The following is a 24,690-nucleotide window of genomic DNA, read 5'->3' as shown; positions in this document are numbered from 1 at the left end:
GCCGGCTATTCTTTCGGCCCGGTGTCGTCGGCGCGGTCGGCGCGACTGAGGAAATACAGCACGGCCAGCGCCCCACCCAGCGGCAGGCCGATATTGCGCACCAGCGGGGACTTGAGCAGCATGGGCAGCGCGGTGATGGCGGCGGTGGTAGCCAGTGCCGTCGTCTCGGTCGCGCGCCGGCGCTGGGCCTGCTCGCGCCGCGCCATGCCCTCCCGGACACGCATGACGATGAAGATGACGAGCGCGACGAGGAGTGCCGCGCCGGCGATGATGAGGGGGGCCCAGAGCGGGCCGACCTGGTCGACCAGGGCGGTGTGCGCGGCGACCAGCAGGAAGGTAAGCGCGATGATGCCGAACACCCCGATCGCCGCCCATGCGACGGCGTTCTTGCGCAGCCTGTCGATGAGCACGGTGACCTCGATCCCGAGGATCGAGGCGAGGGCGGTCAGCAGCTGCATCGCCGGCTCGCTAGCGCGTGATCATGGCGAGCAGGAACCCCACCGCCACCGCCCCGGCAACGGCCGTCAGCGGCTTTTCGCGAATGGCGTCCTTGAGCTGCTTCTCCAGTTGCCCGACTTCGTCGGTCATGCCCTCGACGGCCTGCTGGCCGCTGCGGACCAAATTGCGGGTTTCGCGCCGCGCCATGCCGCGCGCGTCGGCGAGCCTGTCCTCGGCGATACCGGCAATGCTTGCCGCGATCCCCTTGATGTCCTCCTGAAGGCGGGCCACCTGCGCCTCGAGGCTTTCGTCCTTCGCCGGTGCCTCGGTCGTGCGTGATGCGGTGGCTGGCCGACGCTTGCGGGACGGGGCCATTTCCGGTGTCGCAGCCATGGTGCGTAACTCCCTGTTTCGTCGAGGCGACAACGCCTTGTGCGCATGATGGGTTCCAGCTTGTCACTGTGCGGGCGCACGGATTTGCGCTGGATCAAGAGAACACTCCGGCCCGCTGGTGGCGGACCGGAGTGCCCGGGGAGGGCCGGAAGGGGGGGCGGCCTTCGGCCCTGTACGGCGCCCCGGCGTCAGACGCGGGGCGCTCCCAACTCTAGATCGCGCGCATCAGGACCAGGATGATCACGATCACCAGCACGACCCCGAGGATGCCGGACGGGTAGATGCCCCAGGAGCGTGAATAGGGCCAGGCGGGCACGGCGCCGATCAGCAGCAGGATGAGCAGGATGATGAGGATGGTACCGAGGGACATAGGCGACTCCTTGTGTTGACGCTTCGCGTTCGTCCTAAAGCACGGCCAGCAGCCAGGCGGCGGCCAGCCCGATGATGCCGGCGGCGGGGAGGGTGGCGATGAGGAGCGTCACGGGGGCAGGGCGCGCGTCCTGCCGGCTGACGGATCCCCAGGAAATGGCGGACGGTCCCGACGTGTCGAGGCCGGCGATCCGGGTGCCCTGCATGGGTTGTTCCTCCTCGTCCGGAGCCTGCGGCGGTGCTGCCGCGGAAGCAGATTTCGTTGTCCTGACAACGGCATTGCCCGGCTTTGGTTCCCGGCGCGGTAGCGGCGGCTTTCAAACGGTGGTGGCAAATGGTTATCTGGCCGGCATGGCCTTCACCCTCCGCCAGCTCCAGTATTTCATCGCCGTCGCCGAGAACGGCACCGTGTCGGGCGCGGCCCAGAGCCTGTCGATCAGCCAGTCGGCGGTGACCGACGCGATCAAGGAACTGGAGGCCGACCTCGGGGTGGCGCTGTTCGAACGGCACCGGCGCGGCCTGTCGATCACCCACAAGGGCCACCAGTTCTACCGCCATGCCAACCGCATCCTCGCCAATGTCTCGGACGCGCGCCGCAGCTTTTCCGAGGAGGAGCAGGCGCCGCCGGGGGCGCTGCAGCTGGGGGTGACGTCGCTGGTGGCCGGCTACGTGCTTTCCGACCTGCTGGCGCGCTACCGGCGGGCCTATCCCGGCGTCACCGTCAGCGCCATCGAGGACAATGGCGATTATCTCGAGCACCTGTTGATCGGCGGCGAACTCGACGTCGCGGTCATGGTCATCTCCAACCTCCGGGACCGCGTGGCGCTGCAGGCCGAGATCTTCGAGACCTCGCCCTACCGGCTGTGGCTGCCGCTCGGCCACCGCCTCGGCGGGGCCGACATCATCTCGGTGGCCGACATCGCGACGGAGCCACTGATCATGCTCACCGTCGACGAGACCGAGGAGAACACCGGCAAGCTGCTCTCGGCGCTCGGGGCCAAGCCGCACGTCGCCTTCCGCACCCGCTCGGTCGAGGCGGTGCGCAGCCTCGTGGCCACCGGGGCTGGCATCGCGCTGCTGCCCGACCTCGTCTACCGGCCGTGGTCGCTGGAAGGCGACCGCATCGAGAGCCGCGACATCTCCGGGGCGCTGCCCGTGGTGCAGGTGGGCATGGTGTGGCGCCGCGGTTCGCGCCTGACGCAGGCGGCGCGCGATTTCATCGGGCTGGCGCAGTCGCAGCATGTCAGGAAGTGATATCGGAAAATCCGATATTACCCATCTGCCGAATAAAATTGCGATTGTTGCGGGGAAGGATAAGCTTCCATCAAGGGGCATGCCGGGCGGGGATTCCGGCCCCCGAGCAGGGAGAACGCTCATGAAATCATTGCTTAGGACCTGTACTGCGCTGACCATGGTGGCGACCTTCATGGGCCAGGCCACGGCGCAGGACATGCTGCAGGCGCTGGGCGCCGGCGAGGGTGAGGTGTCGATCGTCGCCTGGGCCGGCTATATCGAGCGCGGCGAGACCGACGCGGCGTATGACTGGGTGACCAAGTTCGAGGCCGACACCGGCTGCAAGGTGTCGGTGAAGACAGCCGCCACCTCCGACGAGATGGTGGCGCTGATGAACGAGGGCGGCTTCGACCTCGTCACCGCCTCGGGCGACGCCTCGCTGCGGCTGATCGCCGGCAAGCGCGTGCAGCCGATCAACACCGCCCTCATCCCGTCGTGGTCGACGATCGACGAGCGGCTGCAGAGCGCGCCGTGGCACACGGTCGGCGACGTGCACTACGGCACGCCGTACCTGTGGGGGCCGAACGTGCTCATGTACAATACCGAGGCCTTCGGCGGCACGCCGCCCACCAGCTGGAACGTGGTGTTCGAGAAGATGGACCTGCCGGACGGCAAGTCCAACGAAGGCAGGGTGCAGGCCTATGACGGGCCGATCTACATTGCCGACGCGGCGCTCTACCTGATGGCGCACAAGCCGGAACTGGGGATCAAGGACCCGTACCAGCTCAATGAAGACCAGTACAAGGCGGCGCTCGACCTGCTGCGGGCGCAGCGCGCCCTGGTCGGCCGCTACTGGCACGACGCCTTCATCCAGATCGACGACTTCAAGAACGAGGGCGTCGTCGCCTCCGGCTCGTGGCCCTTCCAGGTCAACCTGCTCAAGGCCGAGGGCCAGCCGATCGCCTCGGTGTTCCCGGAGGAGGGAGTGACCGGCTGGTCGGACACGACCATGCTGCATGCCGACAGCCCGCATCCGAACTGCGCCTATATGTGGATGGAGCATTCGCTCTCGCCCAAGGTGCAGGGCGACGCCGCCGCCTGGTTCGGCGCCGTGCCGTCGGTGCCGGCCGCCTGCACGGGCAACGAACTGCTGACGGACGAAGGCTGCGCCACCAACGGCTTCAACGACTTCGACAAGATCCGCTTCTGGAAGACCCCGGTCGCCCAGTGCGAGCAGGGCGAATGCGTGCCCTACTATCGCTGGGTCTCGGACTATATCGGCGTGATCGGCGGACGCTGACGGTTTCGGGGGGCAGTCACGTGCCCCCCTCACCCCTCCCGCCGCACGGGGAGGGCGACGCTCCCGATAGGGGCTTCCGGTACTGAGCCATCCCCCTTGTCCCGGCATAAGGCGACGAGGCGGGGAAGGGGAAACGACGACGACATGACCACCGCCGTTCTGCTCAAGCAGGTGTCGCGCCATTTCGGGCTGATCAAGGCGCTCGACAACATCGATCTCGAGGTTGGGCCGGGCGAGTTCTTCGCCATGCTGGGCCCGTCGGGCTCGGGCAAGACCACCTGCCTCAGGCTGATCGCCGGCTTCGAGCAGCCGACGTCGGGCCGCATCGAGATCTTCGGCGAAGGCGTCGAGGGCGTGCCGCCCTATCGGCGCAACGTCAACACGGTGTTCCAGGACTACGCGCTGTTCCCGCACATGAACGTGCTGGAGAACGTGTGCTACCCGCTGATGCTGAAGAAGCTCGACAAGGCGACGCAGCGGCGCGAGGCCGAAGCGGCGCTCGAACTGGTCAAGCTCGGCGGCTATGGCGGGCGCCGCCCCGGCGAATTGTCGGGCGGCCAGCGCCAGCGCGTGGCGCTCGCCCGCGCCATCATCAACAAACCCAAGGTGCTGCTGCTCGACGAGCCGCTGGGCGCGCTCGACCTGAAGCTGCGCGAGCAGATGCAGGAGGAGCTCAAGGCCCTGCAGAAGACGTTGGGCATCACCTTCATCTTCGTCACGCACGACCAGGGCGAGGCGCTGTCCATGGCCGACCGCATCGCCGTGTTCGACCAGGGCAGGGTCATGCAGGTGGGCACGCCGGAGGAAATCTACCGGCGGCCGCAATCGCGCTTCGTCGCCGATTTCGTCGGCTCCTCCAACGTCATGGCGCCGGCCTTCGTCGAGCGCATCGTCGGGGAGAAGCGCTGGGCCAGCCTGCGCCCCGAGGCCGTCCGCGTCAGCGCCGCCGGTGGCGCGGCGGCGGCGCTCACCGGCACCGTGGTGGCGAAGAGTTATCTCGGGTCGACCACGCGTCTCGCCATCGACCTCGACGGCACCCGCATCCATGCCGCGGTGCCCTCGGGCGACAACGTTCCCGCCGAGGGCGCGCGGGTGAGCCTGGAATTCGACCGGGACGCGCTGCATCTCATGGAGAACGAGGGATGAGCATGGCCGAGGCCAGCGCCGGCGCCGTGCTCGCCAACCGCCGCGGCTGGCTCGGCGGGCTGTCGGATTTCTTCTGGCGCCAGCCACGGATCTTCGTCTTCCTGCTGCTGCTGCCGGCGGCGCTGTGGCTCGGTATCGTCTATCTGGGCTCGCTGTTCGCGCTGCTGCTGCAGAGCTTCTTTGCCATCGACGAGTTCTCCGGCGTGGTCGACCGCAGCGAGCTCACGCTCAAGACCTATGCCGAGCTGCTGAAGCCGCAGAACCTCGACATCATCGTGCGCACCGTGGTGATGGCGGCGTCGGTGACCATCGCCTCGGCGGTGGTTGCCTTTCCCATCGCCTATGTCGCGGCCCGCTATGCGCGCGGCAAATGGAAGGCGCTGTTCTATCTCGGGGTGATGCTGCCGCTGTGGTCGAGCTACCTGGTCAAGGTCTATGCCTGGAAGCTGATCCTCGCCAAGGAGGGCATCCTCAACTGGGTGTTCGCGCAGCTGCACCTGACCTTCGTGCTCGATGCGCTGCTCGCGCTGCCGGTGGTGGGCGGGAATTCGCTCTCCATCAGCTACATCGGCACGTTCCTCGTGTTCGTCTATATCTGGCTGCCCTACATGGTGCTGCCGATCCAGGCGGCGGTCGAGCGGGTGCCGACCAACCTGCTGGACGCCTCGGCCGACCTCGGCGCGACGCCGCTGCAGACCTTCTGGAAGGTGATCTTCCCGCTGGCTCTGCCGGGGATCGTTGCCGGCTCGATCTTCACCTTCTCGCTGACGCTGGGGGACTACATCATCCCCAACATCATCGGCACCTCGGCCTTCTTCATCGGCCAGGCGGTGTACTCGCACCAGGGCACGGCCGGCAACATCCCGCTGGCCGCCGCCTTCACCGTGGTGCCCATCGTCATCATGGGGTTCTACCTGTGGATGGCCAAGCGACAGGGGGCCTTCGATGCGCTGTGAGTTGCTGTCGGCGTCATGGCTGCTCGCCCCCCTCCCCAACCCTCCCCGCAAGGGGGAGGGTGCGCGCCGGAGCGTGGGGCAGGGCCGTACCAAACACACGGGGCCACACCTCCCCCTCGAAGGGGGAGGTCGTGAGGGGGTGAGTCCCACGCCCGGACGCCGGGGAGATCGCCATGCGCTCTGACCGCAATCGCGCGCCGCTGCCGCTCGCCTTTGCCGCCGGCTTCGGCCTGTTCTTCATGCTGGCGCCGATCGCGCTGATCTTCCTTTACGCCTTCTCGTCGGAGGAACGGTCCTACCAGTGGCCGCCGCCGGGGCTGACGCTCGAGTGGTTCGCGGTGACGTGGAACCGGCCGGACGTGTGGCAGGCGCTGACGCTGTCGGTGCAGGTGGCGACGATCTCCACCGCCATCGCGCTGGTGCTGGGAACGCTGGTGGCCGCGGCCGTGTCGGGGTCGCGCTTCTTCGGCCGTGAGGTGATCTCGCTGCTCGTCATCCTGCCGATCGCGCTGCCCGGCATCATCACCGGCATCGCGCTGCGCTCGGCCTTTTCGCTCGCCGAGATCCCGTTCTCGTTCTGGACCATCGTGCTCGGCCACGCCACCTTCTGCATCGTCGTCGTCTACAACAATGCCGTGGCCCGCTTCCGGCGTACTTCCGGCTCGCTCATCGAGGCCTCGATGGACCTGGGCGCCGACGGCTTCCAGACCTTCCGCTACGTCATCCTGCCCAATATCGGCACGGCGCTGCTGGCCGGCGGCATGCTCGCCTTCGCGCTCAGCTTCGACGAGGTCATCGTCACCACCTTCACCGCCGGCCAGCAGCAGACGTTGCCGCTGTGGATGCTGGAGGAACTGGTGCGGCCGCGGCAGCGCCCGGTCACCAACGTGGTGGCCATGGTCGTCGTCGTGGTCACCCTGCTGCCCATCCTCGTCGCCTTCTACGTGACGCGCGGCGGCGAGCAGAGCGTCGCGGGGATGGGGAAATGACGATGGACCGCGGCGCTACGTCCACCCCCCTCCCAACCTCCCCCGCAAGGGGGGAGGTGCCGGGCGGTGGCACCGGCATGATCGAGCCACAGGCACCGGCCCACACCCTCCCCCTCGCGGGGAGGGTCGGGGAGGGGGTGCACAATGCGCATTGTCTGATTTACCGGAGAGACACCAATGGACACTGAAATGCTGATCGGCGCGCACTTCGAGATCGGCGCGGAAGCCGAGGAGATGGTGCTCAATCCCAAGACGGGGGAACTGATCGAGGCCATCCCCGAGGCCTCGGGGCTGCAGATCGACGCGGCGGTCTCTGCGGCCGAGGCGGCCTTCACCACCTGGTCGCGGATGACGCCGAACCAGCGCTCGGGCTACCTGCTGCAGATCGCCGCCGCCATCGAGGCGGATGCGGAAGGCTTTGCCGCGCTCGAGGCGCTCAACTGCGGCAAGCCGGTCAACCTCGTGCTCAATGACGAGATTCCGGCGATCGTCGATTGCTGGCGCTTCTTTGCCGGTGCGGTGCGCAACATGCATGCCCCGGCCGCGGGGGAATACCTGCCCGGCCACACCTCGATCGTGCGGCGCGATCCCATCGGCATCATCGCCTCCATCGCGCCGTGGAACTACCCGCTGATGATGATGGCCTGGAAGCTGGCGCCGGCGCTGGCGGGCGGCAACACGGTGGTGTTCAAGCCCTCCGAGCAGACTCCGCTCACCGCGCTCAAGCTGGCGCGGGTGATGGCCGAAATCCTGCCCGAGGGTGTCGTCAACGTCATCCTGGGGCGCGGCGAGAGCGTCGGCAACGCGCTCATCAATCACCCCAAGATCAACATGATCTCGATCACCGGCGACATCGCGACGGGCAAGAAGATCATGCAGGCGGCGGCGCGCTCGGTGAAGCGCACGCATCTCGAACTGGGCGGCAAGGCGCCGGTCATCGTCTATGACGACGCCGACCTCGACGCCGTGGTGGCCGGCATCCGCACCTACGGCTTCTACAATGCCGGGCAGGACTGCACTGCCGCCTGCCGCATCTATGCCGGGCCGAAGATCCACGACCGGCTGGTCGCCGACCTGAGCGCCGCGGCGAGTTCGATCCGCTTCAACCAGCAGGACGATACCCAGAACGAGATCGGCCCGCTGATCTCGCGGCGGCAGCGCGAGCGCGTCTCGAGCTTCGTCGAGCGGGCGGCGGAACTGCCGCACATCTCGATCGCCACCGGCGGCCACACCGCAAGCGAGAAGGGCTTCTTCTTCGAGCCCACGGTGGTGGCGGGGGCGCGTCAGGACGACGAGATCGTCCGCCGCGAGGTGTTCGGGCCAGTGGTCTCGGTCACCCGCTTCACCGACCCGGAGGAGGCCATCGCCTGGGCCAACGACAGCGACTACGGGCTCGCCTCGTCGGTGTGGACGAAGGACATTTCCAAGGCCATGCAGACGGCGGCGCGGCTGCAATACGGGTGCACCTGGATCAACACCCATTTCATGCTGGTCAACGAGATGCCGCATGGCGGGCTGAAGCAGTCCGGCTACGGCAAGGACATGTCGATCTACGCGCTCGAGGACTATACCGCCGTCCGGCACGTGATGATCAATCACGGCTGAGCCTGCGCGCCGGCAGGGCGGCGCTTGCCGCCGCCCGCGCCGGAAGCGTAGGGTGCCGATCTTGGGCAGCGGAGGGCGAAGCGGAGTGAGCGAGCACGAGCACGGCGAACCGCGCTGGAAACATGACGGCGTCCAGGTCATTCGCGGCGACCAGCTCGATGCCAACACGGCCCAGACTCCGGGCATGTACCGCCAGGCAGCGATCAACCATGCCCGCGTCGGGGCGCAGAAGATCTGGGCCGGCAAGGTCGACATCCAGCCCAATGCCAAGACCGGGGTGCATCATCACGGCCCGCTCGAAAGCGTGATCTTCGTGGTCAAGGGGCACGCACGTATGCGCTGGGGCGACCGGCTCGAGTTCGTCGCCGAGGCGTATCCCGGCGATTTCATCTATGTGCCGCCCTACGTGCCGCACCAGGAGATCAACGCCGACCCCGACCAGCCGCTCGAATGCGTGCTGGTGCGCTCCGACAACGAGGCGGTGGTGGTCAACATCGATACGATCGAGCCGGTCGAGGCGCCGGAGGCGGTGTACTGGACCGACCCCATCCACAAGCCGCGGTGAGGCGGCCTCAGGCGGCGAGGGCCTGCCGCTCCAGCGGATAGTCGGCGGAATCGTACAGCGCCCGGATGGCCTCGCCCTCGTAGCGCCGCTCGTTCACCTCGAGAATGGTGCCGACGAGCCACTTGCCGGGCATTTCCTCTACGGCGTAGCGGATGGCATCGGCCGCGCTGCCGAAGCGCCGATACTTGGCCTGTTGCGATTTGGCATAGCGCCGGCTGGGGTAGAGTTCGGCCGATGCATTGTAGTTGAACTTGTCCATTTCGGTTCCTTCGTGGTTGGAGAGGCCTGCGGCCGGTGCGGGCGCAGATAGGGCTTGCGTGGCAAGGGATAGTCGGGGCTGCGGTACAGCCGGGCGAACTGATCGCCCGCGAACTCCTTGTTGCCGATCCGCAGCCGGGCGCCGCGCAGGCTGACCGGCGCCGCTTCCTCGAGGGCAAAGCGGATGGCCTGGGCGGCCGTTCGGAAGGCTCTGGGGCCCGCGGCCGCGGCGCTGTCCCAGTCGCGCCCGAGATAGAGCTCGGCGCGCGCCATGTAGTCAGTGGTTGTCATATGCGTCTCTGTTCGAGCCCGGCTCAGATGGCCGGGCCTCCTGTGTTCAGTGAATGTTGCCAGCCAAACTTCGCGTTGGCGGAAAGCGCTCCTCCCGGGAATGGGGGAGCATGGACGTTCGCAATGTCCGGGGTCGTCAAGAGTGCCGGGGGGACCGGCAATCAGATAGCCGTGACGGCTGAAACGTATGATCGTGCATATGGGCGTTCAACGCGGCGGAATCAAGGACGCCGCCCTGGTCAGGCCGATCCGGTCGCGATGGGAGCGCCCGGGCGGCCGCCCCACTCCGTCCACGAGCCGTCGTAGACGGCCACGTCCCGGGCCCCGGCGACGGCAAGGGCCAGGGCGACGGTCGAGGCAGTGATGCCCGAGCCGCAACTGGTGACGATCGGCCGGCCGAGATCCACCCCGGCCGCGGCGAAGATGGCCTGCAGCTCGGCGGCGGGCTTGAGGCGGCCGTCGGTGGTGAGGTTGCCGGCCGGCACGTTGACGCTGCCCGGGATGTGCCCCGAAGGCAGGCCGGGCCGCGGCTCCGGCGCCTCGCCGCGGAAGCGCGCGGCAGAGCGGGCGTCGACCACCAGGCGGTCGCGCGACTGCGTGAGGTTGAGCACCTCGAAGAAATCCGCGACCAGATGGGGATGCAGGTGGGCATGGAAGGCCATGCGCGGCCGGATGACCTCGCCCGCTTCGGTGGGCCGGCCTTCGGCGCGCCAGCGCGGGGCACCGCCGTCGAGGACCCGCACGTGCCGCGCTCCCATGGTGCAGAATTCCCACCACACGCGCGGCGAGGAAAACACGCCGATCTCGTCGTAGACGACAATGGTATCGGTGTCGGCGATGCCGAGCGCGCCGACGGCGCGAGCGAACTCCGCGGGCGTCGGCAGCATGTGCGGCAGCGTCGTGGTCTTGTCGGCGATCTCGTCGATGTCGAAGAACACCGCCCCCGGCAGGTGGCCGGCGAGATACTCGGCGCGCGGGTCGCGCCCGGACCCCGGCATGTGCCAGCTGGCATCGATCAGGACGAGTTCGGGATCGCGCAGGTGCTCGGCGAGCCAGTCGGTGGTGACGAGGGGATTGTGCATGACAGGCATCCGATGGCGGATGGAATACGGGTGTGATAGCCGGTTGCGGGGCCGGCCGCTATTGCTCCAGCACCAGAACGTCGCTCGAGGCGATCGTCACCTTCACCTTCTGGTTGAACGCGGGCGGCGGCGTACGCTGGTCGTTGAAGGTGTCGAGGTGGATGGCGTTCGTCCCCAGGTCGAGCTTGAGCCGGATCACCGAGCCGAGGAAACTGACCTCGGAGACGGTGCCGTCGAGGACGATGTCGCGCGGCGTGTCGGCGGCGAGCGACACCGCTTCGGGCCGCATCGTCAGGGCCACGGCCTCCCCGCTCCTGGCAGTGGCGGGCAGGGCGGGGATGGTGACGACCTGGCCGTCGATGGCCACGGTCCTCGCGGCCGGGTCGGCGACGGTGGCCGTAAGCGTGTTGAGCGTGCCCACGAAGGTGGCGACGAACCGGCTCGCCGGCTTGTTGTAGACGTCGAACGGGCTGCCGAACTGCTCGACCTTGCCGGCATTGAGCACCACGATGCGGTCGGAGATGGAAAGCGCCTCCTCCTGGTCGTGGGTGACGAAGACGGTGGTGATCCCCAGTTCGCGCTGGATGGCGCGGATCTGTTCGCGCAGCGCCACCCGGATCTTGGCATCGAGCGCCGAAAGCGGCTCGTCGAGCAGCAGCATGCGCGGCCTCGGCGCCAGCGCCCGGGCCAGCGCCACGCGCTGCTGCTGGCCGCCCGACAGCTCGAAGGGGAAGCGCTTCTCGAGGCCGGAAAGCCCGATCAGTTTCAGCATCTCGGCGATCCGGGCGCGCGCCTCCTCGCGCGGCGTGCCGGCAACCTTGAGGCCGAAGCCGATATTGCCGGCGACATTCATGTTGGGGAACAGCGCATAGGCCTGGAATACCATGCCGATCTTGCGCTGGTTGGCGGGCTGGCCGGTGATGTCCCTGCCCTGCACGAGGATGCGTCCCGCGCTCGGCCGCTCGAAGCCGGCGATCATCCTGAGGATGGTGGTCTTGCCGCAGCCTGAGGGGCCGAGCAGCGAGACGAACTCGCCCTCGTTGAACGCGAGGTCGACGTTCCTGACGACGGTGTTGCCGTCGAAAGTCTTGACGAGGCGGTCGATGCGCAGGAATTCCTCGGCCATGGTCAGTCGGTCCGTATGGCGGTCTTGGGAGCGAAGCGCGCGAGCAGCTGGATCATGCCCATGGCGCCCCAGGTGATGATGAAGGCGATGATGGCGAGCGCTGCCGGCTCGTAGGCGCGGTTGGCCCCGATCAGCTGCAGATAGGGGCCGAAAGCCGGCCGGTTGAGCAGGCTGGCCACGACGAACTCGCCCATGACGATGGCAAAGGTCAGGAAGGCGCCCGACAGCACGGCGACGAGGATGTTGGGCAGGATGACCCGCGCGAGGATGGTGAACTGGCTGGCGCCGAGGCTGGTCGCCGCCTCGGTGAGGGTGGCGACGTCGATGGTCCTGAGCCCGGTGTCGACGGCGCGGTACATGAAGGGCAGGGACAGGGTGACATAGGCGAAGGTCAGCAGCAGGTCGGTGCCGAAGGCGCTGCCAGTGAAGGGCAGCAGCGAGGACGTGTTGTACATGCGGATATAGCTGAACACGAGGATGATCGGCGGGATGATCAGCGGCAGCAGGGTGACGAACTCGACCACCGGCCTGAGCTTCTGGAAGCGCAGGCGGACGAGGTAGGCGGCGGGCACGATGATCAGGATGCCGGCGACGATGGTGAACAGCGCGATGACCAGCGAATAGGTGAAGGTCGCCTGGAAGCGCGGGTCGGCGAACACCACCAGGTAGGCGTCCCAGGTGTAGGCGCCGCGCCGCATCTTGAGCGAGAACTCGAAGGTAGCGATGAGCGGCAACAGGAAATAGGCGGCGCCAAGCGCGAAGATGAACCAGGCCCAGATGCGCTTGCCGTTCACTTGAGCCACCTCTCGGCGCGGGTGCGGACCACGAGGTAGATGACGTTGGCGAGCGCGGTGATGACGATCATGCCCACCGCCAGCGCGGCACCGAGGCCCGGGTTGTGCAGCACGTCGCCGCGGATCTGGGCGTAGAGCAGGATCGGCACGATGTTGAGCGAGGAGCCGGTCAGCGCGTAAGCGGTGGCGACGGCGCCGAAGGCGTTGGCGAACAGCAGCGACAGCGTGCCGAGCAGGTTGGGCCACAGCACCGGCAGCCCGACATGGCGCCAGAACTGCCAGGGCGTCGCCCCCAGCGTCGCCGCGGCTTCGCTCCACTCCCGCTTCAGCCCGTCGATGGCCGGGGCGATGATGAGGATCATCAGCGGAATCTGGAAGTAGAGATAGGTGATGCTGAGGCCCCAGAAGCTCAGGACGTTGAAGCCGGCGCGGTAGATGTCGAAGCCGAACACGGTCTTGAGGATGACGGTCACCAGCCCGAGCCGGCCGAGGGTGGCCAGAAAGGCGAAGGCCAGCGGGATGCCGGCGAAGTTCGAGGCGACGCCGGAAAAGGTCATGATGGTGGAACGGATGGCCGGCGGCAGGCCGCCGCGGATGACGGCGAGGGCGATGACGAGCCCGATTGCCGCCCCCAGCCCGGCCGTGGTGAGCGAGACGCGCAGCGAGATGTCGTAGGCGCTGACGATCTGCGGATCGGAGAGCGCGAGGATGTTGTCGAAGGTGAAGTTGCCGGCCCCGTCCACGAAGGCGGCGGCGACGAGATAGACGGTCGGCGCGATGAGGAACATCAGCGCGAACACGAGAAAGGGCGCGACGCCGAGCAGCCCGGCCGGAAACGGGAAGCGGCGCGCAACCGAACGAGCCGGCCCGGTGGCTGCCGGGCCGGCTCTTGTCAATGCGGGCTCCGAAGAGACCTGGCTATTGGACATTCGCGCCGACGACGCTGTCCCACTGCTTGGTGACGACTTCCTTGTTCGCGTCCTGCTCGGCCAGCGAGGGGAACACGGCCTTGGCGTAGGCCTCGGCCGGCGGCAGCTTGTCCAGCACCTCCTGCGGCACCTTGCCCTCGCTCACCAGCTGGTTGAAGCGGGCCGGGTGGCAGTAGCCGTTGAGGAAGCCGAGCTGGCCCTCGTCGGAGTAGATGTATTCGAGCCAGAGCTTTGCCGCGTTGGGGTGCGGCGCGTAGGCGCTGATCGCCTGGGCATAGACGCCGGCGAGGACGCCGCTCTGCGGCACGACGACCTCGATCGGCGGATTGCCGGCCAGCGTGTCGCGGTCGGCGAGGGCGTTGTAGTCCCAGCGGATGATGATCGGCGTCGTGCCCTGGGCAACGGAGGCCGCCTTGCCGATGACGGGGACGAAGTTGCCCTTGTCGTTGAGTTGCTTGAAGAAATCGAGGCCTGCTTCCGGCGCCTTGGCGGCGTCGCCGCCAGCGGCCGCGAGGCCGGCGGCATAGACGGCGAGGATGGCCTGGGCCGAGGCGCGCGGGTCGCCGGCGAGCGCCACGGAATTGGCATACTCGTCCTTGAGCAGGTCGGTCCAGTCGGCCGGCACGTTCTGGACGATGTCGGTGTTCACCTCGAAGGACATGACGCCGTAATAGCCGCCGTACCAGTGGCCGTCGGGGTCCTTGACCGCGATGCCGTCGAAGGTCGAGACCTTGTAGGGCAGGAGCAGCCCCTCGGCGGTCGAGGAGGGGCCGAAGGCGAGGCCGACGTCGATGACGTCGGGGGCCTGCGGGCCCTTGTTGTCCTTGTTGGCCTTGATGGCCTCGATCTCGTCGGCCGAACCGGCATCCGGGTTCAGTTCGTTGACCTCGATGCCCGGGTACTTGGCCTTGAACGCGGCAATGATGTCGCCCCAGCCGCACCAGTCGTGCGGCAGCGCGATGGTGGACAGCATGCCCTCGGCCTTGGCCGCCTCGTAAAGGGCGTTGATGTCCTGCTGCGCCGTGGCGGCGAAGCTCGTCGCCATCAGTGCCACGACCGATACCGAAGCGGTAAAGGCTTTCCTCATCTGCATAGTCGTCTCCCCTGTAGCTCTTTGTGTAGCCCGGCCGCGAACCGGCCGGGCGCTTGCTAATGCCGGCCGATGACGGCCGCATGACACGTCGTGCTGCTGTTTGCCTCGGGGCCGTCTTGCGAGGCCCCGCGCGCTCGTACTCCCTGTTGATCCGACGCGCTTGTGACGCCTGAGAGTGCCCGTTTTGCGCAACGGAGTCGAGCGGGGATCGAACGGAAAGGCGCTGGCCGGCCGGCGGGTTGCGGAGCGGCCGGGGCCGCCGCGGCGACGCCGGCCGACGCGTGCCATCTTGCCTTTTGCAGCGGCGCGGTGCAGTGAATCGGCGTGCAGAACTAAAACGTTTTGGAAGCGTTTTTCGAGTCATGGGCGGGGCCCGAGCCCGCCCTTGTTCACGTCTGGCAGGAGGCAATCGCATGCCCATCAGAGCACTGGTCTGGGGCGAAAACGTCCACGAGCAGGAGAACGAATTCGTCGCCCGGACCTACCCCAAAGGCATGCATGGCCAGATTGCGGCCCTGCTCGCCGCGGATCCCAACATCCTCGCCTCGACGGCGACGTTGCAGGAGCCCGAGCACGGCTGCACGGAGGCGCGCCTCGCCGAGACCGACGTCTTGCTGTGGTGGGGCCATGCGGCCCACGACAAGGTCGACGATGCCATCGTCGAGCGCATCGCCCGGCGGGTGTGGGAAGGCATGGGCCTGATCGTGCTGCATTCGGGCCATTTCTCGAAGATCTTCAAGCGGCTGATGGGGGCGCCCTGCGCCCTGCACTGGCGCGAGGCGGGAGAGCGCGAACGGCTGTGGGTGGTCAATCCCGGCCATCCCATCGCGCGGGGGCTGCCGCGCTATTTCGAGCTCGAGAACGAGGAGATGTACGGCGAGCCGTTCTCGGTTCCGGAGCCGCTGGAGACGGTGTTCGTCTCGTGGTTCCAGGGCGGGGAGGTGTTCCGCTCCGGCCTCACCTACCGGCGCGGCGCCGGCAACATCTTCTATTTCCGCCCCGGCCACGAGACCTATCCGACCTATCACGATAGGACGGTCGGCCAAGTGCTGCGCAACGCGGTCAACTGGGCCTACAGCCCCGAGGCGCACGCCGAACTGCTGAGCGCGCCGAACACGCCGGTCGACAAGGCGCTCGAGCCGATCGTCGAGCGCGGCGCCAAGCTCACCCACCATCCGGGGTGAAGCGCCGGCCGCGGCCGCGGGGGGATTTGCAGGGACCGCCCGGGGGCGGTCCACGACGAGGAATGATTCATATGCGCCTTCTTATCCTGGGCACGGGCGGCATGGCCGCCCAGCACGCCAAGCACTTCGCCGCCGTCGAGGGGGTGGAAGTCGTCGCCGGCGTCGACGTCGATCCCAACCGGCTGGCGGCGTTCAATGCCAAGCACGCCATCCCCAACGGCTTCGCCTCGCTCGATGCCGCGCTGGCCTGGGGAGAGTTCGACGCGGTGGCCAATGTCACGCCCGACCCCATCCACCACCCGACGACCATGGCGGCACTCGCTGCGGGCAAGCACGTGTTCTGCGAGAAACCGCTGGCGACCGACTACGCCAAGGCGCTGGAGATGACCGAGGCGGCGGAGCAGGCCGGGCTCGTCAACATGGTCAACCTCACCTACCGCAACGTCGCCGAACTGCAGCAGGCGCGCTCCATCGTCACCGCGGGGCAGATCGGCGCCGTCAAGCACGTCGAGGCGAGCTACCTGCAGAGCTGGCTGGTGTCCAAGGCCTGGGGCGACTGGCGCACCGAGAGCCAGTGGCTGTGGCGGCTGTCCAAGAAGCACGGCTCCAACGGCACGCTGGGCGACATCGGCATCCACATCCTCGATTTCGCCTCCTACGGGGCCGGGCGCGATATCGCGCACGTGTTCTGCCGGCTCAAGACCTTCGACAAGGCCGAGGGCAACCGCATCGGCGAGTACGAACTCGACGCCAACGACAGCTTCACCATGGCGGTCGATTTCGACAACGGCGCGCTCGGCGTGGTGCACGCCACGCGCTGGGCCACCGGGCACTTCAACGAATTGCGGCTGCGCGTCTACGGCGAGAAGGGGGGCGTCGAGGTGCAGCATCTGCACAACGGCAGCCGGCTGCGCGTCTGCCTGGGCGAGGACGTCGAAACCGGAACCTGGCGGGAAGTGCAGGCGCCGCCGGTCGCAACCAACTACGAGCGCTTCGCCGCGGCGGTGCGCAGCGGCAGGACGCTCGAACCCTCGTTCCGCCACGCCGCCAACCTGCAGAAGATCCTCGACCTCGCCACCGTCACCGACCGCGAGCGGCGGGAGATGGCGACCGCCTGAGTAGGCCGCAACCGAGCGCGGTGCGGAACAGAACGGAGACGCGCCATGGACGTGCTGGGTGCCATCGTCATCGGGTTCCTCACGGGTATCATCGCCAAGCTGGTAACGCCGGGGCAGCCGAAGCCGCAGGGCTTCATCCTCACCACGGTATTGGGCATCGTCGGCGCGCTGCTCGCCACCTACCTGGGACAGGCGATCGGCCTCTACCGGCCGGGAGAGACCGCCGGGTTCCTCGGCGCCATCGTCGGCGCGGTGATCGTCCTCATCGCCTGGCGGCAGCTGGCGCGCCCCCGCTGAAAAGCAGAAGGGGCGCCGCACGGGCGCCCCTCCCACCGGCAGGTCGGTCGGCCCCGGCTCAGTTGGCCGGAGCGGCGGGTGCGGTTTCGCTGGCCGGAGGCGTTGCCTCCATTGCCGGGGCCTCCATCGCCGGGGCTTCCATGGCCGGAGCCTGCATGGCGGGGGCTTCGGTGGCAGGAGGTGTCGCGGTCGCGGCAGGAGGCGCGGGTGTAGCGGGCTCGGCTGCCGGGGCCGCTTCCGCCGGCGCCGCGGGCGAGGCGTCGGTGATGCGGCCGTCGGTGTAGGGGGTGTACTCGCCACCCTGCTTGGCGATGAAATCGGCGAGCACGCGCTCGAGCGGCGGGCCGAAATCATAGGCGTTCAGGCCGTTTTCCGCGAACAGGGTGTAGCCGTCGCCGCCGTTGCGCACGAAGTTGTTGGTGACCACGCCGTAGGTCTTTTCGGGGTCGATCGGTACCCAGGCGCCGCCCTCCTGCACCAGCACGTCGCCGACGACGCGCTCGCCGGCGGGCCTGGTCTTGTCGAAGCTGAACTTCAGCCCCGCCACCTGCGGGAAGCGGCCGGCCACCTCCTCGATCTGGCTGAGCCCGTTCTCGAGCGAGGCAACGATGTCGGCACCCTTGAGCTGGAAGGTCGACAGCGTGTTGGAGAAGGGCAGCACGGTGAGCGCCTCGCCCATGGTGATCTCGCCGGCGTCGATGGAGGCGCGCAGGCCGCCACCGTTCTGGACGGCGATCTGGATGCCCTGGTCCCTGACGCGGTCGAGCATGGCATCCGCAACCAGGTTGCCCATGGGGCATTCCATGACGCGGCACACCTCGCGGGAGCCGTCGATGGCGGCCGCGGCGGTGCCGATGACTTCGGCCTTCAGTTCCTCGAGCGGCACGCCGAGTTCGGCGACCTCGGCCACGAAGACCTCGTCGGGCGTCACCGAGGCGTCGAGCAGCAGCGGCTCGCCATCGGCGGCAACGACCTTGCCGCTGTCGTCCCAGGTGACCTTGAGCTCGCCCAGATACTTGCCGTACTGGTGGGCCTGCACCACCGGAACGTCAACGCCGTCCGGACCCTTGACCATGGTGGGGTAGGGGCCCGCGGCCTTCGCGTCGGTGTCGGACAGCAGCGTATGGCTGTGGCCGCCGACGATGAGGTCGATGCCGGGAACGGCCGCCGCCAGCGCCTGATCCTCGGCATAGCCGATATGGCTCAGCACCACGATCTTGTTGATGCCCGCCTGCTCGAGCACGCCGATGGCGCCGCGCACATAGGCGGCCACGTTCTCGAACTCGATCGTCGGCCCGGAGGCGGAGATCTCGGGGGTGTCCTCGGTGGTGGCGCCGACGAAGGCGACCTGCTCGCCGCCGACGGTGAGCACGATCACGCCCGCGGGCCGGCCGGCAAGGGTCGGGTCCTTGCTGGTGTCGAAATTGCCCCCGATCACCGGGAACTGCGCGTTCTCGATGAACTTGGCGTATTCCTCGGGGCCGTCGTCGAACTCGTGGTTGCCGGTGGCGACCACGTCGAAGCCCATCTGGTTGAAGAAGTCGGTGACGACCTGGGACTTGTACTGCGTGTAGTAGAGGGAGCCCTGGAAGTTGTCGCCGGCCGACAGCAGCACGACGTTCTCGCCGCCGGCCTTGAGCGCGTCGCGGCGCTGGTCGATGGCGGTCCGCAGCCGGCCGATGCCGCCGAAGCACTCGCCCTTGCTCTCACCCTCGGCGTTGCAGTTGGAATCCGTCCCCGTGATCGATTCGAAGCGGGAGTGGAAATCGTTGATGTGCAGGATGTTGAGGACGTATTCGGCTTGAACCGGGCCGGCAAGGCCGGCCGATAGAGCGAGCGCCGAGGCGCCTAGCAAGACCTTCTTCATGTCGTTGTCCCTCATCTGATTGTCGGGTGCCTGAACCGGACCCTTCTCCCACCCTGTTGCGACACTGCGGTTGCAGTCACGATTTTCCCCAGATTTCGAGCGTCGCCAGCGGCCGCGGAACGGCTACTAAACATCAGAAGCCCGCCGCCGAAAAGGGTGGCCCCGCTGCGCGCGACCCGCCGGCGGCCGCCGCGCGGCCCTTTTGGGCTGGCAAGCAGAATGCTTTCCGTTAAGCTCCGCGCGCTTTTGTCAGAGGAGTTGCTTCATGCGCAGTGCACTCATTGTTTGGGGCGGATGGCAGGGGCACGATCCGGAGGAATGCGCCGCGATCTATCGGCGTTGGCTGCACGAAGACGGGTTTTCGGTGCGCGTCGAGACCGACCTCAAGGTGCTGGCCGACCCGGCCATCGCCGATCTCAGCCTCATCATCCCGATCTACACGACGGGCCGGATCGAGCAGGAGCAGGTGGAGAACCTCACCAAGGCGGTGGCGGGCGGCGTCGGCCTGGCCGGGCACCATGGCGGCATGAGCGACGCCTTCCGCGAATCGGTCGAGTACCAGTTCATGGTCGGCGGCCAATGGGTCGCGCATCCGGGCGACATCATCGACTACCGGGTCGACATCGCCAGGCCGGACGATCCGATCATGCAGGGCATCAAGGGCTTCGCCTACACGTCGCAGCAATACTACATGCATGTCGACCCGCGCATCGAGGTGCTGGCGACGACCACCTTCTCCGGCGAGCACGCTCCCTGGATCGCAGGCACGGTGATGCCGGTGGTGTGGAAAACCAATTACGACAAGGGCCGGGTATTCCATTCGACGCTCGGCCACCGGGCGAGCGAGTTCGAGGTGCCGGAGATGGCGACGATCTTGCGCCGCGGCATCAACTGGGCGGCCCGGCCGGAATAGGGGAGCATCTTCTCACTTCGGCGTGAGCCCGTGTAGCGGGCGCGCCGGTCCTGCGAATATGCCGGACGACGACCGGCGGAGGGGGCGCGAGCGCCGTGCCCGAAACTTTGTACGGGCGGGTGTCGTCTCTTCGGGTGCAGGGAGCACGGACCATGGCCAGCATCGACGCGGGGGGGACCGTTACACATGGCGGCGGACGAGCGACCAAGGGGCCGCTCGTCTACCGGCAGGCGATCGTGACGCGGGTGACGCACTGGACCTGGGCGGTGGCGCTGTTCTTCCTGCTGCTGTCGGGATTGCAGATCTTCAACGCCCATCCGGCGCTCTATGTCGGCCACGAATCCGGCTTCGAATACGACAATGCCATCCTCAGGATGCAGGCGGAGAACACGCCGGACGGGCCGCGCGGCTTTACCACCGTGTTCGGGCAGAAGTTCGATACCACCGGGCTGTTCGCCATGAGCGGCCCGCCCGAGCGCCCCGCCTTCCGCGGTTTTCCCGCCTGGGCCACGATCCCGTCCTTCCAGGACCTCGCGACCGGCCGGGTCGTGCACTTCTTCTTCGCCTGGGTGCTGGTGGGGACGCTCGCCGTTTGGCTGATCGCGAGCCTCGTGAACGGACATCTGTGGCGCGATGTCGTCCTCAGGCCGCGCGACCTGCGGGGCCTGCCGCGGGACATCCTGGCGCATCTGCGGTTCCGCTTCGCCCATGGGCGCAGCTACTCACCGCTGCAGAAGGCGGCCTATTTCGTCGTGCTCTGCGTGCTGTTCCCGCTGATCGTGCTCACCGGGCTGACCATGTCGCCGGGCATGGACGCGGCGTGGCCGTGGCTCGTCGACATCTTCGGCGGCCGGCAGACGGCCCGCACCATCCATTTCATCGTCATGGCGCTGCTGGTGCTGTTCTTTGTCGTGCACATGGTGATGGTCGTGCTGGTGGGGCCGTTCAACGCGTTGCGCTCGATGATCACCGGCTACTATCGCGCGCGTCCCGGCGCGGCAGAGGAGCAAAGCGATGGCTGACCTCATCCTCAACCGCCGGCGCCTGCTGCGCCTCGGCGCCGCTTCGGCGTCGTCGCTCCTCGTCGCCGGCTGCGACCAGTTCGATTTCCTCGGCCGCCGCAACGACCCGGTCCGCGATTTCCTCGAGCGCGCCAACCAGCTCACCTACGCGGCCCAGCGGGCGCTGGTCCCCCACGAGGCGCTGGCGCGCGAATATGCCGAAAGCGAAATCCGCCAGGGCCAGCGCCCCAACGGCTCAACCGATCCGCGCCAGACCAACGCCGAATACGCCGTGATGCAGCTCAACGGGTTCACCGGGTACAGGCTGAAAATCACGGGGCTGGTCGAGCAGCAGAAGGAATACAGCCTCGATGAGTTGCGCAACATGCCGGCGCGGACCCAGATCACGCGGCATGACTGCGTCGAGGGGTGGAGCTGCATCGCCAAATGGACCGGGACGCCGCTGTCGCTGGTGCTCGACGAGGCGCGGCCGAAGCCGGCGGCGCGCTTCCTCGTCTATCACTGCTACGACGTCATGGGCGGCGGGCTGGCGCCGCCCGAGCCCTATTACGAGAGCTCGGACCTGATCGACGCCTACCACCCGCAGACCATCCTCGCCTACGGCCTCAATGGCGCGACGCTGCCGATCCAGAACGGCGCGCCGGTGCGCGTGCGCATCGAGCGGGCGCTGGGCTACAAGCAGGCCAAATACGTCCACACGATCGAGCTCGTCGACAGCTTCGCCCGCTTCGGCCGCGGCCAGGGCGGCTACTGGGAGGACCACGGTTACGACTGGTACGGGGGGATCTGACCCTTCAGGCGGCTTCACCGAGGCGACTCGGGCGGATGAGCACTTCCGCGGAGATGCCGAGTTCCTCGTGCAGGCGACGGATCATGTCGATGGACAGAGAGCGCTTGCGGTTCATCACTTCGGCAACCCGCGCGCGCGTCCCGATCAGCGGCTCGAGGTCCTTTCGGGTAAGCCCCAACTGTTCCATGCGGAATTCAATGGCAGCAATTGGGTCCGGCGGGTCCATCGGCCAGGCCTGTGCCTCGTAGGCATCAACGAGCGTGACAAGCACTTCGAGCCGATCGCCCTCCCGGGTGCCTGACCTGGCTCCCCAAAGACGCTCGATCTCCAGCAGGGCCGCCTCATGGTCGGCCTCGGTGCGGATGGGCTTGAGTTCAGCGGCCATGCTCGATCGTCCCTGCGTTGATGCGGTCGTATGCCTTGTGCGATCCGAGCCACTTGATCCAGACGGCCGCCTTCTCAAAATCCACGGCAACTACGAGCCGATGGTCATTGCCCTTTATGTTGAAGACGATCCGTTCCGCGTTCACAACGCTGGCGTTGCGGTAGTGTCGCTTCACTTCGTTCATGTTCGCCCAGTGGGCCCTGCTGACCTCGTCGAACCACGCGTCCAGTGCGTTCTTGACCGCCACCTGCCCGGCATCCCCGGCGAGACTGTCGACGTACTCGCGCAGCGTTCGGCGGGCGACAATTCTCATGGAAAACGTCTAACATGGTCCCAAAACGGGAGCAAGGTGGCGCCAGGCACTCGATCAATTCAGATTGACGAGCGGCCTTGCTATTTCCGCGCGCATGCTCCATATGCCGTCCAGTCGCCGGCGCAAGAGATATCCCCGCTCGGGACTTGCGCCTTCACAATGCGACCTGCTTCTCTTCTTATCGACCAATGCGGTGAGCGGCGAAGTGGCCCGGCAAATCGAGGCCGGGCGTGAACGCAACCGCGCGATGGTCCTCCCGATCACGCCGCTGCATGATTTTGACCCGCCCGCGCAAGATGCGCCGGGGCGATGCGCGCGCCGATTGGTCCGGCGCACGCCAACACGAGACATTCGTTTGACACAGAACTTCTCCGAACTCGGCCTTCCGGCGCCGCTCGTCGCAGCGCTGACCAAAGCCGGTTTCACCACCCCGACTCCCATCCAGGCCAAAGCCATCCCGCAGCAACTCGCCGGCCGCGACATCATGGGCATCGCCCAGACCGGCTCGGGCAAGACCGCGGCCTTCGGCCTGCCGATCCTTGCCGGCATCGCGGGCCTCACGGGCCGGCCCAGCCCGCTGACCACGCGGGCGCTGATCCTTGCGCCCACGCGCGAGCTCGCGGTGCAGATCGATGAGGTGCTGCGCAAGCTTTCCGACGGCATGCGGCTGTCCACCGTGCTGGTGCTCGGCGGCGTGTCGCGGCACTCCCAGGTCCAGAAGCTGGCCAAGGGCGTCGACGTCATCATCGCCACTCCCGGCCGGCTGACCGACCTGCTCGAGGACCGCAAGGTCAGGCTCAACGAGACGCGCTGGTTCGTCCTCGACGAGGCCGACCGCATGCTCGACATGGGCTTCATCCATCCGGTGAAGAAGATCGCCGCCGCGATCGGCCCGCGCCGGCAGACGGCGTTGTTCTCCGCGACCATGGCCCCGGAGGTGGCCGAACTCACCAAGGCCCTGCTCAACGACCCCGTGCGCGTCGAGGCGACGCCGCCGGCAACCACCGTCGGCACCATCGAGCAGCGGGTGATCCTCGCCGGCTCGAAAGCCAAGCGCGGCGAACTGAACGCGCTGCTCGCCGATCCGGCGCTCGAGCGCGTCATCATCTTCTCGCGCACCAAGCACGGCGCCGATCGCGTCACCAAGAACCTCACCATCGACGGCCACCAGGCCGCGGCCATCCACGGCAACAAGAGCCAGAACGCGCGGCAGGCCGCGCTCAAGGGCTTCGCCTCGGGGCAGGTGCGCATCCTCGTTGCCACCGACATCGCGGCGCGCGGCATCGACGTGCCCGGCATCACCCACGTCATCAACTACGAGTTGCCCGACGACGCCGAGAACTACGTGCACCGCATCGGCCGCACCGGCCGCAACGGCGCCTCCGGCATCGCCATCACCCTGTGCGACGGCACCGAGCGCGGCAAGCTGCGTGACGTCGAGCGGCTGATCCGGCGGACGCTGCCGGTCTCCGGCGATCTCAAGGCGGAAAACCTCACCGGCGTCGTCGCCGGCGGCGTCGAGGAGCGTGCCCCGCGCCCGCCGCGGGCGGCACAACCGGCGCGGCCGAACGCCCAGCGGCCGCAGGCCAAGGCCGGCAAGCACTTCTCCGGCGCCAAGAAGGCGGCGATCATGGACGCCCGCGAGGGGCGTGACCGTTCGCTGCCGCCGGCGGCACCGCGCCAGACGGCGAACGGCCCGGCCTGGTGGGAGCGCCCCACCGGCGAGGGCAGCCCGCCGCCCAAGGCGAACAAGCCCAAGCAGCGCTGGAGCAAGACCCAGAAGGACGCCGGCCGCGCCCGCCGGACGCAGCCGGCCGGCCGGCCGCGCGGCGAACGCGCCGTCGTCTGAATCCGGCGTATGCCACGTTGCGAAAGGCGACCCCACCGGGTCGCCTTTTTTGTCAGGCGATCCGGCATCGCCGTTGCTGAACGGGGGATAAACGCCGCATTGGGGCACCATTCAACGGCGGTCGGGCAGGGTTGGAGGCATCGGACAAACACGTCCCCGAGGGCAGCCCAATGCTCAAACTCTCCCTGCTCGCGCTCTTTGCCATGTCTATGGCTACGCTGACCGTCGCCGCCTCGGCTATCCCGGCGCCCGCCGCGTTCGGCCAGCCGGCGACCATGGCGGGGGGCGGCATCGGCTGAACCACGGGCGTTTCGCCTGTGCCTGTGCCCCCGCTGCCTCCGGTCAAGCCATGAAGCTGTCGATTTCCATGCAGGTCCTGCTGGCG

Annotated in this window: 28 protein-coding genes; 15 read left to right on the top strand and 13 right to left on the bottom strand. The window is 67.7% G+C overall.

All coding sequences use genetic code 11. The annotated features are described in order from the left end of the window. Window positions 1–5: 5 nt before the first annotated feature. The 4 genes from VGD93_RS14255 to VGD93_RS14240 form a co-directional block, all read right to left on the bottom strand. Window positions 6–458 carry a hypothetical protein gene (locus tag VGD93_RS14255; RefSeq protein WP_395012825.1) on the bottom strand — a complete coding sequence of 151 codons (453 nt, stop codon included), beginning with the start codon at window positions 456–458 and terminating at the stop codon, window positions 6–8. 10 nt (window positions 459–468) lie between these two features. Continuing rightward, window positions 469–831: a DUF883 family protein gene (locus tag VGD93_RS14250; RefSeq protein ID WP_395012824.1), complete on the bottom strand. Its 363-nt coding sequence runs from the start codon at window positions 829–831 to the stop codon at window positions 469–471. A gap of 211 nt (window positions 832–1,042) precedes the next feature. Continuing rightward, window positions 1,043–1,201 carry a DUF3309 family protein gene (locus tag VGD93_RS14245; RefSeq protein WP_395012823.1) on the bottom strand — a complete coding sequence of 53 codons (159 nt, stop codon included), beginning with the start codon at window positions 1,199–1,201 and terminating at the stop codon, window positions 1,043–1,045. A gap of 34 nt (window positions 1,202–1,235) precedes the next feature. Continuing rightward, window positions 1,236–1,406, bottom strand: coding sequence for a hypothetical protein (locus VGD93_RS14240; RefSeq protein WP_395012822.1), 171 nt, complete (start codon window positions 1,404–1,406; stop codon window positions 1,236–1,238). A gap of 145 nt (window positions 1,407–1,551) precedes the next feature. Between VGD93_RS14240 and VGD93_RS14235 the strand changes: the two genes are divergently transcribed. The 7 genes from VGD93_RS14235 to VGD93_RS14205 all read left to right on the top strand — a co-directional run bounded on the left by VGD93_RS14235 (window position 1,552) and on the right by VGD93_RS14205 (window position 8,994). Continuing rightward, the gene (locus VGD93_RS14235; protein WP_395012821.1) at window positions 1,552–2,454 is read left to right on the top strand and encodes a LysR substrate-binding domain-containing protein; all 903 of its coding nucleotides are present in this window, start codon (window positions 1,552–1,554) and stop codon (window positions 2,452–2,454) included. A gap of 121 nt (window positions 2,455–2,575) precedes the next feature. Further along, window positions 2,576–3,733 (top strand): ABC transporter substrate-binding protein, encoded by a 1,158-nt coding sequence (locus VGD93_RS14230; protein ID WP_395012820.1) that lies wholly within the window; start codon window positions 2,576–2,578, stop codon window positions 3,731–3,733. Window positions 3,734–3,877: 144 nt separating this feature from the next. Then, the gene (locus VGD93_RS14225) at window positions 3,878–4,879 is read left to right on the top strand and encodes an ABC transporter ATP-binding protein (RefSeq protein WP_395012819.1); all 1,002 of its coding nucleotides are present in this window, start codon (window positions 3,878–3,880) and stop codon (window positions 4,877–4,879) included. A gap of 2 nt (window positions 4,880–4,881) precedes the next feature. Beyond that, window positions 4,882–5,835: an ABC transporter permease gene (locus tag VGD93_RS14220; protein ID WP_395012839.1), complete on the top strand. Its 954-nt coding sequence runs from the start codon at window positions 4,882–4,884 to the stop codon at window positions 5,833–5,835. Between the two features lie 173 nt (window positions 5,836–6,008). Beyond that, window positions 6,009–6,824, top strand: a complete 816-nt coding sequence (locus tag VGD93_RS14215) for an ABC transporter permease (RefSeq protein ID WP_395012818.1) — start codon at window positions 6,009–6,011, stop codon at window positions 6,822–6,824. Between the two features lie 177 nt (window positions 6,825–7,001). After that, window positions 7,002–8,429, top strand: coding sequence for a gamma-aminobutyraldehyde dehydrogenase (locus tag VGD93_RS14210; RefSeq protein WP_395012817.1), 1,428 nt, complete (start codon window positions 7,002–7,004; stop codon window positions 8,427–8,429). 85 nt (window positions 8,430–8,514) lie between these two features. Further along, window positions 8,515–8,994, top strand: coding sequence for a cupin domain-containing protein (locus VGD93_RS14205; protein WP_395012816.1), 480 nt, complete (start codon window positions 8,515–8,517; stop codon window positions 8,992–8,994). Between the two features lie 7 nt (window positions 8,995–9,001). Here the strand turns inward: VGD93_RS14205 and VGD93_RS14200 are convergent, their stop codons facing one another. The 6 genes from VGD93_RS14200 to VGD93_RS14175 form a co-directional block, all read right to left on the bottom strand. Further along, window positions 9,002–9,253 (bottom strand): hypothetical protein, encoded by a 252-nt coding sequence (locus VGD93_RS14200; protein WP_395012815.1) that lies wholly within the window; start codon window positions 9,251–9,253, stop codon window positions 9,002–9,004. A 529-nt stretch (window positions 9,254–9,782) separates the two neighbouring features. Next, entirely contained in the window at window positions 9,783–10,625 is an 843-nt protein-coding gene (gene sseA / locus VGD93_RS14195; RefSeq protein ID WP_395012814.1) for a 3-mercaptopyruvate sulfurtransferase, read from the bottom strand. A gap of 58 nt (window positions 10,626–10,683) precedes the next feature. Next, window positions 10,684–11,751 carry an ABC transporter ATP-binding protein gene (locus VGD93_RS14190; protein WP_395012813.1) on the bottom strand — a complete coding sequence of 356 codons (1,068 nt, stop codon included), beginning with the start codon at window positions 11,749–11,751 and terminating at the stop codon, window positions 10,684–10,686. A gap of 2 nt (window positions 11,752–11,753) precedes the next feature. Next, window positions 11,754–12,545 (bottom strand): ABC transporter permease, encoded by a 792-nt coding sequence (locus VGD93_RS14185; protein WP_395012812.1) that lies wholly within the window; start codon window positions 12,543–12,545, stop codon window positions 11,754–11,756. Beyond that, on the bottom strand, window positions 12,542–13,474 hold the full coding sequence (locus VGD93_RS14180; RefSeq protein WP_395012811.1) for an ABC transporter permease: 933 nt from the start codon (window positions 13,472–13,474) through the stop codon (window positions 12,542–12,544). Before VGD93_RS14180 ends, VGD93_RS14185 begins: the two co-directional genes overlap by 4 nt. Further along, window positions 13,464–14,567, bottom strand: coding sequence for an ABC transporter substrate-binding protein (locus tag VGD93_RS14175; RefSeq protein WP_395012810.1), 1,104 nt, complete (start codon window positions 14,565–14,567; stop codon window positions 13,464–13,466). Before VGD93_RS14175 ends, VGD93_RS14180 begins: the two co-directional genes overlap by 11 nt. A 413-nt stretch (window positions 14,568–14,980) precedes the next feature. On the opposite strand from VGD93_RS14175, the gene VGD93_RS14170 reads away from it, so the two are divergent. The 3 genes from VGD93_RS14170 (at window position 14,981) to VGD93_RS14160 (ending at window position 17,166) form a co-directional block, all read left to right on the top strand. After that, window positions 14,981–15,751 carry a ThuA domain-containing protein gene (locus VGD93_RS14170; protein WP_395012809.1) on the top strand — a complete coding sequence of 257 codons (771 nt, stop codon included), beginning with the start codon at window positions 14,981–14,983 and terminating at the stop codon, window positions 15,749–15,751. 71 nt (window positions 15,752–15,822) lie between these two features. Further along, window positions 15,823–16,869 (top strand): Gfo/Idh/MocA family protein, encoded by a 1,047-nt coding sequence (locus VGD93_RS14165; protein WP_395012808.1) that lies wholly within the window; start codon window positions 15,823–15,825, stop codon window positions 16,867–16,869. Between the two features lie 45 nt (window positions 16,870–16,914). Further along, the gene (locus VGD93_RS14160; protein ID WP_395012807.1) at window positions 16,915–17,166 is read left to right on the top strand and encodes a GlsB/YeaQ/YmgE family stress response membrane protein; all 252 of its coding nucleotides are present in this window, start codon (window positions 16,915–16,917) and stop codon (window positions 17,164–17,166) included. Window positions 17,167–17,224: 58 nt separating this feature from the next. Here VGD93_RS14160 and VGD93_RS14155 read toward each other — a convergent pair whose 3' ends face one another. Further along, on the bottom strand, window positions 17,225–19,033 hold the full coding sequence (locus VGD93_RS14155) for a bifunctional metallophosphatase/5'-nucleotidase (protein WP_395012806.1): 1,809 nt from the start codon (window positions 19,031–19,033) through the stop codon (window positions 17,225–17,227). A gap of 265 nt (window positions 19,034–19,298) precedes the next feature. Here VGD93_RS14155 and VGD93_RS14150 point away from each other — a divergent pair, with 265 nt between their 5' ends. From VGD93_RS14150 to VGD93_RS14140, 3 genes are all read left to right on the top strand, one after another. Next, complete coding sequence (locus tag VGD93_RS14150) at window positions 19,299–19,946, top strand: ThuA domain-containing protein (protein ID WP_395012805.1); 648 nt, start codon at window positions 19,299–19,301, stop codon at window positions 19,944–19,946. Between the two features lie 152 nt (window positions 19,947–20,098). Continuing rightward, entirely contained in the window at window positions 20,099–20,968 is an 870-nt protein-coding gene (locus VGD93_RS14145) for a cytochrome b/b6 domain-containing protein (protein ID WP_395012804.1), read from the top strand. Continuing rightward, a complete protein-coding gene (locus VGD93_RS14140) occupies window positions 20,961–21,758 on the top strand; it encodes a molybdopterin-dependent oxidoreductase (protein WP_395012803.1) in 798 nt (265 codons plus the stop codon). Before VGD93_RS14145 ends, VGD93_RS14140 begins: the two co-directional genes overlap by 8 nt. A 4-nt stretch (window positions 21,759–21,762) precedes the next feature. On the opposite strand, the gene VGD93_RS14135 is transcribed toward VGD93_RS14140, so the two are convergent. Then, entirely contained in the window at window positions 21,763–22,143 is a 381-nt protein-coding gene (locus tag VGD93_RS14135) for a helix-turn-helix domain-containing protein (protein ID WP_395012802.1), read from the bottom strand. Beyond that, window positions 22,133–22,456, bottom strand: coding sequence for a type II toxin-antitoxin system HigB family toxin (locus tag VGD93_RS14130; RefSeq protein ID WP_395012801.1), 324 nt, complete (start codon window positions 22,454–22,456; stop codon window positions 22,133–22,135). The genes VGD93_RS14135 and VGD93_RS14130 overlap by 11 nt, the downstream gene beginning before the upstream one ends. Before the next feature lie 355 nt (window positions 22,457–22,811). Here VGD93_RS14130 and VGD93_RS14125 point away from each other — a divergent pair, with 355 nt between their 5' ends. Both VGD93_RS14125 and VGD93_RS14120 read left to right on the top strand, forming a co-directional pair. Next, entirely contained in the window at window positions 22,812–24,305 is a 1,494-nt protein-coding gene (locus VGD93_RS14125; RefSeq protein WP_395012800.1) for a DEAD/DEAH box helicase, read from the top strand. Window positions 24,306–24,475: 170 nt separating this feature from the next. Further along, window positions 24,476–24,604 carry a hypothetical protein gene (locus VGD93_RS14120; protein ID WP_395012799.1) on the top strand — a complete coding sequence of 43 codons (129 nt, stop codon included), beginning with the start codon at window positions 24,476–24,478 and terminating at the stop codon, window positions 24,602–24,604. Window positions 24,605–24,690 lie beyond the last annotated feature (86 nt).

The organism is Devosia sp., from assembly GCF_036406155.1.
GTDB lineage: Bacteria > Pseudomonadota > Alphaproteobacteria > Rhizobiales > Devosiaceae > Devosia_A.
Note: the sequence above shows the minus strand (reverse complement) of the source record. Positions and strands in the feature narration are given on the sequence as shown.

What these genes read in the sequence shown, in the direction of transcription:
- VGD93_RS14255 (WP_395012825.1), bottom strand. Translation starts at nt 458, where the DNA reads ATGCAGCTGCTGACCGCCCTCGCCTCGATCCTCGGGATCGAGGTCACC.
- VGD93_RS14250 (WP_395012824.1), bottom strand. Translation starts at nt 831, where the DNA reads ATGGCTGCGACACCGGAAATGGCCCCGTCCCGCAAGCGTCGGCCAGCC.
- VGD93_RS14245 (WP_395012823.1), bottom strand. Translation starts at nt 1,201, where the DNA reads ATGTCCCTCGGTACCATCCTCATCATCCTGCTCATCCTGCTGCTGATC.
- VGD93_RS14240 (WP_395012822.1), bottom strand. Translation starts at nt 1,406, where the DNA reads ATGCAGGGCACCCGGATCGCCGGCCTCGACACGTCGGGACCGTCCGCC.
- VGD93_RS14235 (WP_395012821.1), top strand. Translation starts at nt 1,552, where the DNA reads ATGGCCTTCACCCTCCGCCAGCTCCAGTATTTCATCGCCGTCGCCGAG.
- VGD93_RS14230 (WP_395012820.1), top strand. Translation starts at nt 2,576, where the DNA reads ATGAAATCATTGCTTAGGACCTGTACTGCGCTGACCATGGTGGCGACC.
- VGD93_RS14225 (WP_395012819.1), top strand. Translation starts at nt 3,878, where the DNA reads ATGACCACCGCCGTTCTGCTCAAGCAGGTGTCGCGCCATTTCGGGCTG.
- VGD93_RS14220 (WP_395012839.1), top strand. Translation starts at nt 4,882, where the DNA reads ATGGCCGAGGCCAGCGCCGGCGCCGTGCTCGCCAACCGCCGCGGCTGG.
- VGD93_RS14215 (WP_395012818.1), top strand. Translation starts at nt 6,009, where the DNA reads ATGCGCTCTGACCGCAATCGCGCGCCGCTGCCGCTCGCCTTTGCCGCC.
- VGD93_RS14210 (WP_395012817.1), top strand. Translation starts at nt 7,002, where the DNA reads ATGGACACTGAAATGCTGATCGGCGCGCACTTCGAGATCGGCGCGGAA.
- VGD93_RS14200 (WP_395012815.1), bottom strand. Translation starts at nt 9,253, where the DNA reads ATGGACAAGTTCAACTACAATGCATCGGCCGAACTCTACCCCAGCCGG.
- sseA (WP_395012814.1), bottom strand. Translation starts at nt 10,625, where the DNA reads ATGCACAATCCCCTCGTCACCACCGACTGGCTCGCCGAGCACCTGCGC.
- VGD93_RS14190 (WP_395012813.1), bottom strand. Translation starts at nt 11,751, where the DNA reads ATGGCCGAGGAATTCCTGCGCATCGACCGCCTCGTCAAGACTTTCGAC.
- VGD93_RS14180 (WP_395012811.1), bottom strand. Translation starts at nt 13,474, where the DNA reads ATGTCCAATAGCCAGGTCTCTTCGGAGCCCGCATTGACAAGAGCCGGC.
- VGD93_RS14175 (WP_395012810.1), bottom strand. Translation starts at nt 14,567, where the DNA reads ATGCAGATGAGGAAAGCCTTTACCGCTTCGGTATCGGTCGTGGCACTG.
- VGD93_RS14170 (WP_395012809.1), top strand. Translation starts at nt 14,981, where the DNA reads ATGCCCATCAGAGCACTGGTCTGGGGCGAAAACGTCCACGAGCAGGAG.
- VGD93_RS14165 (WP_395012808.1), top strand. Translation starts at nt 15,823, where the DNA reads ATGCGCCTTCTTATCCTGGGCACGGGCGGCATGGCCGCCCAGCACGCC.
- VGD93_RS14160 (WP_395012807.1), top strand. Translation starts at nt 16,915, where the DNA reads ATGGACGTGCTGGGTGCCATCGTCATCGGGTTCCTCACGGGTATCATC.
- VGD93_RS14155 (WP_395012806.1), bottom strand. Translation starts at nt 19,033, where the DNA reads ATGAAGAAGGTCTTGCTAGGCGCCTCGGCGCTCGCTCTATCGGCCGGC.
- VGD93_RS14150 (WP_395012805.1), top strand. Translation starts at nt 19,299, where the DNA reads ATGCGCAGTGCACTCATTGTTTGGGGCGGATGGCAGGGGCACGATCCG.
- VGD93_RS14145 (WP_395012804.1), top strand. Translation starts at nt 20,099, where the DNA reads ATGGCCAGCATCGACGCGGGGGGGACCGTTACACATGGCGGCGGACGA.
- VGD93_RS14140 (WP_395012803.1), top strand. Translation starts at nt 20,961, where the DNA reads ATGGCTGACCTCATCCTCAACCGCCGGCGCCTGCTGCGCCTCGGCGCC.
- VGD93_RS14135 (WP_395012802.1), bottom strand. Translation starts at nt 22,143, where the DNA reads ATGGCCGCTGAACTCAAGCCCATCCGCACCGAGGCCGACCATGAGGCG.
- VGD93_RS14130 (WP_395012801.1), bottom strand. Translation starts at nt 22,456, where the DNA reads ATGAGAATTGTCGCCCGCCGAACGCTGCGCGAGTACGTCGACAGTCTC.
- VGD93_RS14120 (WP_395012799.1), top strand. Translation starts at nt 24,476, where the DNA reads ATGCTCAAACTCTCCCTGCTCGCGCTCTTTGCCATGTCTATGGCTACG.